This window comes from Halorubrum halophilum (assembly GCF_000739595.1).
Taxonomy (GTDB): Archaea; Halobacteriota; Halobacteria; order Halobacteriales; family Haloferacaceae; genus Halorubrum; species Halorubrum halophilum.
In genome coordinates this window covers 16,180-27,759 of the sequence record NZ_BBJP01000025.1, presented here as the reverse complement: position 1 = coordinate 27,759, position 11,580 = coordinate 16,180, and the positions used below count along the sequence as shown (strand labels likewise).

Genomic DNA, 11,580 nt, shown 5'->3' with positions numbered 1-11,580 from the left:
TAGCTTCTTACATCTTCTTCCCGGTGTTCTTTGAGGTTTCGGCCTTTCGAGAGGCGAACGCGGGTGAACTGTGCGTCGTGCTTGAAGCCAGCCGCTTTGAACGACACGGTTGAACGCGGGTGGGAGTCTCCGTGTTTGCGGTAGCCGGGCGGTCGGGCGCGGTCATCGCCGTTCCGACGCTTGCCGAACCAGCCGTTGAACGCTTCAGCGAGTTCTTCGAGAACGCGCTGACTGGATTGAGAATGCAAGTCCGTGTAGCGTTCGTGGCGTTTGAGTTCGGCTTTGAGTTCCCCATCATCGGGAATTTCGCCCGTTTCGTCCCACTGTTCTTGTGCGTAGTAGCGACCGACGTTCCAAAGTTTTGAGGCGGCCCATCCAAGTTGGTCGAGGTCGTCACGAACCTGTTGTTGGTTCGTAATCGTGGCCTCGAATGTTCGGATGGTTCGACTCATTTTCTAGCTTCATAACTAGTTATGAGTACGCTTTGTTAATAGTATCGGCTCGCGTGGAATATCCAGACTTGCCGTCGAAGATGGAGTGTGTAGGCGTTGTCGGATTCATCCTGCGCCTAAAGGCGCAGGTATTCTCCTTGGTTCTGTATAATGAGCCGCGTGTTGCCGCTGTAAGAGTGGTATCGAGGCGGTGTCACACCCCAGATTGCCGCTGTAAACACGAATATTGTGTGACCTCCAGATGAAATTGCGGGCGATTCAGAGAAAGCCGATTGAGAGCCAGTCAGCTACTTGATTTGAGAGAAGACACTATGACGGTCAAACATGCGGTTCACGTCTTCGACGCCAAAACAACATGGCCTCTCAGTATGCCAAAAGCGTGGTACGGTAGCGAACAACACGCTTTGGTATAAAATTACTGGTTGATGTGGTGTTGATAGTAGAACGTGTGAGCGGGCAGACGGGTATTTTCCATAAATAAACCGCTCTACTGTGGTTTTACAGCGGCAACGAGGGGTCCATCTCTTTCGATCCACCATACCATCTCTCCGAGAGATGTTTACAGCGGCAATGAGGGGTGTTCGACAGATGATCCCTGATGCCTCGAGCACCGCAACGCCGAAATCAACCATTCCTCCAGCGTCCTCGTGTCTATCACGAACGGAGAACCTACCAACACCGCCACCGTCACCAGGCCTAGCGGCGCGGATAACTTAACCAACAAAATCCCGTTACTGTTGCTTTCTGTTGGTTAATCATCGAGAGTAGGACCTTTCCCGAGACGGGTCTTTATCAGTGCGATGGACCAAGCCAAGGTATGAGCGACTCGGCGTCTCCAAGCGCCTCTGTCTCGCTATCTGCGCCCACAGACATTCCAGCAGTCCTGGATCGGGCTGGTATCGATTATGTCGGTGTTCATGACCAGCGACTACTTGCTATCTATCACACCGGTATCTTCAATGTAGTAACCGATCCGGAGCCGGTATCGAATGCGCACACACTCCAAATCGAATGCTGGGAAGTACCACTTCCATCTCGCGATGATGAGAGGTCACCACAGGAGCTTCTCGAGGACTTTGCCGCCGTATTTGACGCAGGCAACCAGAGCTAGAGTTGTCTGTCTGTATCTACGACCTAGCGATCTCGATGAGCACGTCAGACAGTACTCTCCATGAGGTCCATCCGGCTCGGGCTATCGTGATTAGTATAGAGCGAGCACCACACCGTTGACTGGGTTTCTGAATGTTTCCGGAAACAGTGTGTTTCCACAATCAGAATCGAGAGACGTCGGAGCAATCGAGGAGGATATACGACTGCGATCAGAGCTTTTCCGGAATCTACCCAGTCACACTTTTACCACTTACCCAGAGAATAGCTACCTACTCACAGATGATCCGTGATGCTCGCGTCCTCCGCGCCGGGTTCGTCCCTCGAGAAGTCGAGCATCGCGACGCCGAAGTCAACCATCTCTCGAGCGTTCTCGAACCGATCACGAACGGCGAGCCGGCTGACACAGCCATTGTCACCGGCCCGAGCGGTATCGGTAAAACCTGTGTCTCGAAGTTCGTTACCGAACGGCTCCGCGAGGAAGTGCTCGACGTCGAGGCCACCTACGTGAATTGCTGGCGAAACTACAGCCGCTTCCGGACACTGTACCAGATCCTCGACGACATCGGCGCGACGATAGACATCCATCGCCAGTCGACACCCCACGACGAGCTCATTGATCGGCTCCAACAGTACGACGGCCCTCGAACCGTCGTCATCCTCGACGAGGTCGACCAACTCGAAGACCCGAGCATTATCTACGACCTCCACAGTATGGAGCAGTTCGCGGTGATCTGTATCGCGAACAAAGAAGAAGAGCTGTTCAGCCGCGTCGACGACCGCCTTGTGAGTCGGCTTCGCTCCAGCGAACACGTCCGGATGGACAAGTACCACAACGAACAACTCTACGACATTCTGAGTGCGCGAACGAAGTGGGGACTTGAAAACGGCGTCATCACCGACAAGCAGCTCTATCAGATTGCTGATGCCGCCGCTGGCGATGCCCGACTGGCAATCGGGATGCTCCGGAGTGCGGCCAGCACAGCCTCGCGGGAGAACCACGATCGGATTACGACTGAGATTCTCGCCGATGCGGCCGAAGACGCCAAGGCACAAATCAAACAGAAGAGCCTCGATTCGCGCACGCCCCACCAGCGGGTCGTGTACGATATCGTCCGCGATCACGGTCCACTCGCCCCAAGCGAAATTCACAGCCGCTACACTGGGGAAGTCGATGAGCCCCGTACGAAACGCACTGTTCGAACGTATCTCTCGAAGATGGCCCAGTACAATCATCTTGAGGCCGAAGGGACGAGTCGGGATCGAGAGTACTCGCTCGTCGATTCGGCTGCTGCGTCGCCGATGTAGTGACTGTGACGCCATTGCGTGAGCATATTCCAAGCCGATCCGACTAGGCGGAAGTTCTATGTGTTGTTATCTCTTTAGAGATATCTAGAAGCGAGTAGACCAGCTCGGATAGGAGGCTACATTAACAATGATTAAATTGATGGATTCCACAGCTGCGAAGATTGTGTTGGCGGTTCAGCGTGGAGATTCGATTAATAGAATCGCGAGCAAGATCGACATCTCCTACTCGTGGGTGTACGACTGGATTGCGCGGTTAGATGACGCAGAAATTATCGCTAATACCGATAGTGGAATCCAGATCGTCGATCACGAGATGCGCCAGCAGTACGCCGAGATGATGGCTTCGTTGTACAGCCGCGATACCATCTCTCAGGAAGACGCGTACGTCATTCCACACTTCGCCGGAATGGAGTTCGCGTACACGGAAATTGACGCCGCATACGTCTGGACACACGGCGGCTTCCAGATCGCGCGGAGCCACGACGACTATCCGGTGTTCGTCGAAGTACACGACCGTGACATCGAACGGTGGATTGCGTTCTTCCAGCAGTTTGGCGTCGATACGACGATCAACGAGCGCCCGGACGCCAGCGACATCGACGGGAACGTTCACTACGTGTTGTTCCCCAAGACCGGCGATATCGACGCCGAATGGGTCGACGGCAACCCCGTCATCCCGTTGGACGATACCGTCAGCCAGATGATGGAGAACCGGCCAGCGTACGAGCCCGCCTTGGAGATCATCGCCGACGAGTACGACAAGGACATCGACGCGACGCACCACAGTGCGACGAGCGCGAACTAACAGAGGCGATCGAATGAGCCTCCCCGAGCGACAATCCGAGCTGATTGACACGCATCGCGCGATCCAGGATGCCGAACTGCCGTATGTCCTCGTTGGCGGTTGGGCAGTGTCCGCGTTCCAAACACGGTTCACGACCGATATTGACACCGTAATTCCGGACACTGCACTCGACGACTACGATACCCTTCTTCGTGACCTCGGATACGAAAAACAGTTCGAGCAGGATGTCTCGAACGAGTACGAAGGTCGAATGATCCAGTACACGAAGCCGGTTGGAGAGAACAAAGTCAAGTTCGAGGCACTCGTGGATGCGATGGGCTGTCGACAGACGGACGCAGAGTGGTCGTACCGCTATCTCCACGAACACAGTACGATTGAATCACTTGACATCGCCGAAGACCTCGACGGGCGAATCCCGGAACCGGCCCTTCTGTTCGCGATGAAACTCCACAGCGGGCGAAAGGCCGATACCCGTGACCTCGTCGTGATTAGCTTGCGTGCGGATTTCGACCGCATCGAGCGACACGTTCATCGGGGCAACCCAGTGAAGCTCGGTAAACAGATCGAGATGGTCTTGGAGCAACTCAAACAGGATGGGTTTGAAGATTCATTCAAGGGTGTCTTCCAACAAGAGGAACTGCCAGCAGACGCGGTTGATACTCTCGTTTCGTTCCTGTCCGAGCAGCAAGATCAGCTGTGAAATATCGCTCTTATGTAGAAACGCGGAAATCCCGTATAATCACACTAAAACGGCTCCAATCTGGCGATATGTCTTCTGCTCAGCCAGCGTTCGGTGGGATGTTTCGGCAGTTGATCGAGCTCGGAGTCATCGAGATCAACACCGAGCCGCTCGATGCGAGCATCGAGCGGCGTCTCAAGCAGTTCTGGGAGAATACATCCTGTCCTCGCTGTGGTCACCAGAGCATTATGACGTGGGAAAAACACGACCGAGTTCGATGTCGTAATTGCGAATTTAAGCCAGTGTACACCTATGGAACGCCATTTCACGAGAAGCACCTCACCGCAGGAGAGGTGCTTCTCGCTTTCACTCTCTACGCAGATACACTGCTGAGTATCAACCAGATTGCGCCGCTGCTTGATCGCGCTTACAAAACCGTCCACACAGCGATTCGGGAGGCGGAAGCCGCGGTTCAGCGCGGCTTCCCCGTCACGTGGGAGCTGCTTACTCAGACCCCCGACGGGCGGACACAGGTCGACGAATCTGGCAAAGTCTGTTCGGGGTACAAAGGTCAAGAGCCGCCGCGAAACAGCCGTTCTCGCGGCGGCTCGTCGCGGACCGGTCGATCACGCTGGCGAGGGCGTCACGGTGACCAACTGACGCTCGTCGCGGCGTGCCGCGACTCACTTCGTGTGATTCGCGGACAGCGCGGGATCGACTATGAAGGCGATCTTGAGCCAGTGATTCAAGAAGCTGAAGACCTCTCCCAGCCGCTGGGAGAGGTCTGGACAGATGGACTCCAAGCGTACCGCGAGATGGATCGGGATCACCGAACGGTCGTCCACAAAGAGAGGTACGTATCGCCTGACGGAGTCCACATCAATCAGGCAGAATGCCTGTTTTCGCTCGTTCAACCGTGGCTACGGAAGTTCCGCGGCCTGTCCAAGCAAGGCTTGGAACAGGCCGCTCGTACATTCGGTGTCGTCAGATCGCTGAATCTCACGGGCGCATCCGTCGATATCACCATCGACTGCCTTGTTATGGGGGCTTTCCGTAGTTCTACATAAGAGCGATTTAAAACCGGTGCCCAGCAGATACCGTGAGACCAAGTGAGACGGTTGAACACGGTCCGCTTAAGAAACTCGTTTGAGAGACACCCCTCTATCGATGTGTTCTATAGGCGACTCCCTTCCACAACAGACCACGTGTCTCATTGCTTCTCTTCTGCTGTGAATCGTCTGCGTGTCACGACTCGATGTGTGCCACTTGGTCTAATCACAGAGAGGATCCACGAGGATTATTCCCTACCCATCAAATCGCGAGACGATCGCCTTCTGATGGAACGACCCGATGAGACACACACCCCTCTATCGATGTGTTCCATCTGAGAAAGCCAGACAGAACAGCCGTTCTATTTGACTCATTAAACCTCGTTTCCGATGATAAACACGCAGAGAATGGCTCTACGGCTGGATTACTGCTGTCATATGGTCGTCTTTTCTGTTGTCAGCTAAAAGCTGTAATCCTCGCGAGCCGATACACATCGAACACATCGATAGAGGGGTGTGTGTGTTTGTGTTAATAGAATAAGAGAAGAGAAGAGAAGATCGTGCTCAGATCGATTGGATAGAAGACAACGAGAACACTCCTTCTTCATCCTAAGCCTATACAAAGGCTGCTTCGGTAGTTTGGCAAAGACAATTTCCCAGCTAACCCCCACCCCGTGAATACTTCGAACACATCGATAGAGGGGTGTGTGTCTTCGAGCGAGTAATGCTGAACACATCGTCACCGGCTACTGCCAATTAACCTAGTACCACGGTTATCACGTGGGTAATCCGGTATCACGGGTTTCACACGGCTAATCACACTTCGATAGAGGTGGGGAACCTTTTTGATACAGGGCAGTATCAATTGGTCTATGGGTACTGACGACTCCGATGATCCCGCAGAGAACCGGGGACCGTCGGAGGACGAGTTGACGCCTCAAGCCGAGCTGTCGAATGCGTCGCAGTCGGATCCTTCGCGACAGTCTTCATCCTCTCACGTCACGAATGGTGACTCACAACCAGAGGATGAGGCTGACTCCGAGGAGCCATCGCAGTCGATCGAGGACATGCTCCTCGAGTTCGACGATCAGGACGGGCTGATTCGGGACCGAGCGCTACTCGATCCCAATTATGTTGTCGAAGAGGACCGCATCGTGGGTCGCGACAAGCAACTCCAAGAAGTCACCAAGATGCTTCGAGTTGCGCTTGGCGACAATCGACCACCGAACCTATTTCTCTACGGACCGTCTGGAACTGGGAAGTCGCTGATCACAAAGGCTGTTTGCCATAATATTAGTCGTATCTGTGAGAGCCGTGATATCCAGTTCGGCACTGTTGAAGTGAACTGCCAGGATCTGGATACGCTTGGTATTGCCGTGTATGAACTCGTTCAGCAGGCTGCCGACGCGGCAGGTGTCCCTGTCGAGGTTCCGAAACACGGCGTGGCGACGAAGGAGAAGTGGGACGAGCTCTACCGAATCGTCAACGAACACTTCGACTCCGTTGTGTTTGTCCTCGATGAACTGGATATGCTCGTCGGTCGGCGAGACAAACAAGAGCCTGCATTTTCACGACTGCTGTATCAACTGTCTCGAGCTGGGGCAAACGACGAGTTGGACGCGTACATTTCGGTCGTTGCCATCTCAAACGACACGAAGATGATGGATTCTGTCGGGAGCCGCGCTGTCAGTTCGTTTACGCCCGAAGACGTCCATTTCGACGATTACGATGCGAATCAACTCCAAGCAATCCTTCGACGTCGTCAAGATGCGTTTCATGACGACGTCGTCGACGATGACGTGATTCCACTCGCAGCGGCATTTGCGGCACAGACGCATGGTGACGCCAGGAAGGCGATTGATCTCATGCGGGTCGCCGGCGAATTAGCTGAACGTGAAGGTGACACTCGCGTTCGCGAGAAACATGTTCGTACCGCACAGGAAAAGGTCGAGAAGAACCGAGTGCTAGAGGTCGTCCGTGGCATCAGCACGCAAAAGAAGCTCTGTTTGTACGCTACCGCAGCAGTCGCTTCTCAAACTGGGGGCGGGACCGCCAGGAGTACGACCGGCTATCGCGTGTATCAGTATCTGACCGACGCTATCGACGCCGATCAGTACCATCAAGAAACGTACGTGAATAAGATGAAAGAGCTCACGACGTATTCGCTGGTCGACTTCGAGCGACGGAGTCACGGTCCCAGCTCAGGGATGTTCCTCGAGTTCCAGTTTGGAGAACGACCAGAGACGATTCTTGAAACACTACGAGAAGACTCGCGTATTGAAGCGATTTCCGAGGATGAGGTCACCTCTGTCGTCAAAGCGCAGATCCGTAATCAGACGTAGCAGAGATTTCAGTCATATTGTAGCTAGCTGTCTCCTTCGTGCTCCCTTATGAGGGTAGTCTCTAAGCATCTCGTCGCTCCCTACCTAATGAGTGGTTCCATTAGTTTCTGTACACCCCTCTATCGATGTGTTCGATGTGTCTACTATCAAGCCACGTTCTTCATCCTTTCAATTGACATTCTTCCCACATCCCACCTTTCCACTAGCCCTCGTATACACCCCTCTATCGATGTGTATTGGTTGTCTGTTATCGGGCCACAATTGGTATTTGAGTCACCTATCTTTCTACGAGGAGAGAATCCCGGCGTTTACGCCGGGAGTGAATCCGACAACGGTGACACAGTCTCTCACCGATTGCAGGCTGGATATTCCACGCTAATCCACACCATTAAGTAAGTATATTTACATAGGCTATGTATGGCGATTAAGGCCACACGTACCTACGTTGGTTCCATCCAGAACCACCAACAGGTCTGTGATGGTCTTGATTCGCTCGGAGACTCCGCCTCGAAAATCTGGAACATCGCACGATGGACAGCCGATCGTATCTGGGACGCAATCGGCGAGATTCCCGATTCAGGAGCGCTGAAATCGTACATGAAGAACCAGCCGTGCTGGAAAGACTTGAACGCACAATCCAGTCAGAAAGTCATCGAAGAACTTTCTGACGCTTTCCAGTCTTGGTTCGATCTGCGACACAAGTTCGGTGAGGCGAATCCCCCCGGCTACCGCAAGCGCGGAGACACTCGACCACGCTCCACGGTCACGTTCAAAGAAGACGGGTTCAAACACGACCCTCAGAACAACCGCGTCCGACTCTCGAAAGGCTCGAATCTGAAAGAACACTTCTCAGACTTCCTGCTCTGTGAGTACCAGACTCGCCCGGACGTTGATCTCTCGGAAGTCAACAGCGTACAGAACGTTCGTGCCGTCTGGAACGGTGACGAATGGGAACTCCACTTTGTCTGTAAAGTCGAACTCGAAACCAACGACTCGGCAGGTGATGAAGTGGCAGGCATCGACCTCGGCATCACAAACATTGCTACAGTCGCGTTCCCCGACGAATACGTTCTCTACCCCGGCAACTCGCTCAAAGAAGACAAGCACTACTTCACACGTGCTGAATACGACACCGAGGGAGAGAACGGCCCGTCAGAGCAGTCGATGTGGGCACGTCGGAAACTCTCCGAACGTGAGACACACTTCTACCACACGCTGACGGACGCCATCATCACGGAGTGTGTCGAACGCGGTGTTGGCACGCTCGCGGTGAGCTGGCCTGAAGACGTCCGAGCGTCAGACTGGGGCAAGACCGGGAACAAGAAGCTCCACTCGTGGGCGTTCGACCGCATCTACCAGTACCTCGAATACAAAGGCGAGATGTGCGGTGTAGAGGTACTGAAAGAAAACGAGTGGAACACCTCGAAAACATGTTCACGATGTGGAGACGACACGAAATCGAACCGCGTCGAACGTGGGCTCTACGTCTGCTCGTCGTGCGAGTTGGTAGCCAACGCGGATTGTAACGGGGCGGAGAATATGCGTCAAAAGATAACTCCGAGTCCTCACGGAGAGGATAGGAGTAACGGCTGTGTGGCACAGCCATCGACACACTTGTTCGACCGCGAGAGCGGATGCTTTGCACCGCGAGAACAGGCCATGTCGTAGACCAGCAAATATCCCACCTGCGGCACGGGAAGCCTCGCCGTTTACGGCGAAGAGGATGTCACCGACGTGTTCATGAGAACTAGTTCTTGTCGACACCCCTCTATCGATGTGTTCAGGAGATCGCATTCGAATACACCCCTCTATCGATGTGTTCAGGAGATCGCATTCGAATACACCCCTCTATCGATGTGTTCAGGAGATCGCATTCGAATACACCCCTCTATCGATGTGTTCAGGAGATCGCATTCGAATACACCCCTCTATCGATGTGTAACGCAGAATTGGCGGCCTCTTGTGAATTTGCGTATCTGTGATTGGAACTAGATGTCCCCTCCCCATCATCGAGGTGTAAGCCGCACGTCTGACGCCCCCCGCCATCGAAGTGTAAACATAGGGTTGACCATCCTCGTCATCGAAGTAAAAATCGGTTCAGTCTCCGACTCTCTTGATGTCCACCGTCGAATTTCATTTCGCACACGGGGTGTCCTCGCTCGACCTGTTACTCAATTCATCTCTTACACGGAGTCCAGTACGTCTGTGTCATCCCACGGATTGTAGGCCATATTTAATATACAAAACCATCATAATAACTCTCTACCGTCGGAATACGGCACATTTACACTTTGCACACGGGGTGTGTGATGAGAACCTATCAGTGGATACACTCGTGATCAGGGGTGTGGTCTGTCTCAAATAGAAAAACCATGCTTCAACTGTGGAACCCTGTTCGACTGTTCGTGCCTAAAAAAGGCTCTATCGACTATTAACGGCTTAATCTAATCTCAAATTCTTTCTCGTTCCTACTGTTTTCACTCTGGACGAGGGGTGTGTAGTCACCACTTTTCCAAGTGTACCAAAATCAAATAGCACACGGGATGTGGGAAATCGATAATCGGATGTATTGACCCCTCATTCGTCCGGATTGACTGGCCCTTTATATTTGGACGTGACCTTGTCCCCCTCTCTCCACTGCCAGTAGTAGTAGCGGTTGTCGTTAATCTCCTTGATCGTGATCGTGGCCTTCGCCGGGACGTCGTCCGGCAGATCGCCGGGACGTTCTTCGATTTCGCTTTCATCTGAGTCCTCTTCGAGACGTGCCTCGCGAGCTTTGTGCTCAGCCAGCTCTTCAGCGTAGCGGGCAACGTGCTGGAGCTGCTCAGAAGAGAACTCGTTGAGCGTATTGACGAGGTCTGTCGGGAGTTCTGCCGGCGGCGTCGGTGGCTCGTAGGACATTAGCGGTCGCCTTGTGTTAACCAACAAAGTGCGTATCGGCATAGATTTGTTGGTTAATCAGATATCGACTCGTCATGGGTTGAAGAGTATGAATAGCAAACTATTCACAAATAGCAACCCGGGAACGCTGTCGATGTCAAACCAACGGCAATCAATTAAACCTCACCGTGGAGGAGGTCGATAATTCAATTGCTGCTGTGAAACTCACGAGCATTCTCTTTCTGACTCACGGTAGGAAACGTCGAGGTCGAGATCGTCGTACATGCGATCGAGCATAGCGAGTGCTGACTGAAACGTCGAATAATGCTTCCGCATGAACTCTATCGTCTCGCGCCGAGAGATGACTGGATATCCTTCGACATGGTCGGGGTTGAGCACCGAACGCTCGTTGAGGACGACTTGGAGAGGACCTTCAAACGATTGCTCTGGTTGTCGCTCAAATCCTGTTGGGATTCCAAACCGTTCGAAAAAACGCTGCCAGGCGTCGATGTCCCTCTCAAGGACGACAAGAAAGAGCGGGTAGTCGCCGGGCTCGCGACCAACCTGATAGCCCCCTTGGGTCCACACGTAGACGGCGTCCACCTGTGTAAAGGGAAGGGCCAGTCACCGAACTGTGGGAGCACGTACGTCTCTTCGATGGACGGTGGATTCACGGCGGCACTCGTGGCCAGCAGGTCTCGTGCCGCCTTACGGACGCGATCGTCGATCACGAACAGTCCATCATCATATCGAAGATACCCTGCATTCTCTAGTTGATTGACTGCTTGTCGAACCGTTTCGTAGGGTGTGTGGAGATGTTGGGCTACCGTTCGGATCGAATCTCCAGGATTGACTGCGAGCAACACTCTAACAGCAGTCTCATCAAACGGTTCGTACATCTAATAGATACCAATACCTTGGTAACAGTCAAATATATTACTACACTTTCGGCTATGCC

General features: G+C 53.4%; 8 protein-coding genes and 3 pseudogenes. 8 read left to right on the top strand and 3 right to left on the bottom strand.

Annotation, left to right across the window (positions count from 1 at the left end; all coding sequences use genetic code 11):
* Window positions 1–452, bottom strand: a pseudogene (locus tag ACP96_RS19510) (RNA-guided endonuclease InsQ/TnpB family protein); the annotation flags it as partial.
* Window positions 453–1,054: 602 nt separating this feature from the next.
* Here ACP96_RS19510 and ACP96_RS19885 point away from each other — a divergent pair.
* From ACP96_RS19885 to ACP96_RS09295, 8 genes and pseudogenes are all read left to right on the top strand, one after another.
* Window positions 1,055–1,159 (top strand): annotated as a pseudogene (locus ACP96_RS19885) (AAA family ATPase); the annotation flags it as partial.
* A gap of 110 nt (window positions 1,160–1,269) precedes the next feature.
* Window positions 1,270–1,563: a hypothetical protein gene (locus ACP96_RS18630; RefSeq protein ID WP_149784058.1), complete on the top strand. Its 294-nt coding sequence runs from the start codon at window positions 1,270–1,272 to the stop codon at window positions 1,561–1,563.
* 278 nt (window positions 1,564–1,841) lie between these two features.
* A complete protein-coding gene (locus tag ACP96_RS09320; protein WP_050033102.1) occupies window positions 1,842–2,867 on the top strand; it encodes a Cdc6/Cdc18 family protein in 1,026 nt (341 codons plus the stop codon).
* 139 nt (window positions 2,868–3,006) lie between these two features.
* The gene (locus tag ACP96_RS09315; protein ID WP_082222496.1) at window positions 3,007–3,672 is read left to right on the top strand and encodes a helix-turn-helix domain-containing protein; all 666 of its coding nucleotides are present in this window, start codon (window positions 3,007–3,009) and stop codon (window positions 3,670–3,672) included.
* Window positions 3,673–3,685: 13 nt separating this feature from the next.
* Window positions 3,686–4,372, top strand: a complete 687-nt coding sequence (locus ACP96_RS09310) for a hypothetical protein (protein ID WP_050033100.1) — start codon at window positions 3,686–3,688, stop codon at window positions 4,370–4,372.
* 68 nt (window positions 4,373–4,440) lie between these two features.
* Window positions 4,441–5,418, top strand: coding sequence for an IS1595 family transposase (locus ACP96_RS09305; RefSeq protein ID WP_050033099.1), 978 nt, complete (start codon window positions 4,441–4,443; stop codon window positions 5,416–5,418).
* An 854-nt stretch (window positions 5,419–6,272) separates the two neighbouring features.
* Entirely contained in the window at window positions 6,273–7,742 is a 1,470-nt protein-coding gene (locus ACP96_RS09300) for an orc1/cdc6 family replication initiation protein (protein ID WP_394296546.1), read from the top strand.
* 417 nt (window positions 7,743–8,159) lie between these two features.
* A complete protein-coding gene (locus ACP96_RS09295; protein WP_050033098.1) occupies window positions 8,160–9,410 on the top strand; it encodes an RNA-guided endonuclease InsQ/TnpB family protein in 1,251 nt (416 codons plus the stop codon).
* Window positions 9,411–10,319: 909 nt separating this feature from the next.
* Here the strand turns inward: ACP96_RS09295 and ACP96_RS09290 are convergent.
* Both ACP96_RS09290 and ACP96_RS19795 read right to left on the bottom strand, forming a co-directional pair.
* Window positions 10,320–10,643: a hypothetical protein gene (locus tag ACP96_RS09290; protein ID WP_050033097.1), complete on the bottom strand. Its 324-nt coding sequence runs from the start codon at window positions 10,641–10,643 to the stop codon at window positions 10,320–10,322.
* 204 nt (window positions 10,644–10,847) lie between these two features.
* Window positions 10,848–11,521: pseudogene (locus ACP96_RS19795) on the bottom strand (RNA polymerase subunit sigma-70).
* Window positions 11,522–11,580 lie beyond the last annotated feature (59 nt).

What these genes read in the sequence shown, in the direction of transcription:
- ACP96_RS18630 (WP_149784058.1), top strand. Translation starts at nt 1,270, where the DNA reads ATGAGCGACTCGGCGTCTCCAAGCGCCTCTGTCTCGCTATCTGCGCCC.
- ACP96_RS09320 (WP_050033102.1), top strand. Translation starts at nt 1,842, where the DNA reads ATGATCCGTGATGCTCGCGTCCTCCGCGCCGGGTTCGTCCCTCGAGAA.
- ACP96_RS09315 (WP_082222496.1), top strand. Translation starts at nt 3,007, where the DNA reads ATGGATTCCACAGCTGCGAAGATTGTGTTGGCGGTTCAGCGTGGAGAT.
- ACP96_RS09310 (WP_050033100.1), top strand. Translation starts at nt 3,686, where the DNA reads ATGAGCCTCCCCGAGCGACAATCCGAGCTGATTGACACGCATCGCGCG.
- ACP96_RS09305 (WP_050033099.1), top strand. Translation starts at nt 4,441, where the DNA reads ATGTCTTCTGCTCAGCCAGCGTTCGGTGGGATGTTTCGGCAGTTGATC.
- ACP96_RS09300 (WP_394296546.1), top strand. Translation starts at nt 6,273, where the DNA reads ATGGGTACTGACGACTCCGATGATCCCGCAGAGAACCGGGGACCGTCG.
- ACP96_RS09295 (WP_050033098.1), top strand. Translation starts at nt 8,160, where the DNA reads ATGGCGATTAAGGCCACACGTACCTACGTTGGTTCCATCCAGAACCAC.
- ACP96_RS09290 (WP_050033097.1), bottom strand. Translation starts at nt 10,643, where the DNA reads ATGTCCTACGAGCCACCGACGCCGCCGGCAGAACTCCCGACAGACCTC.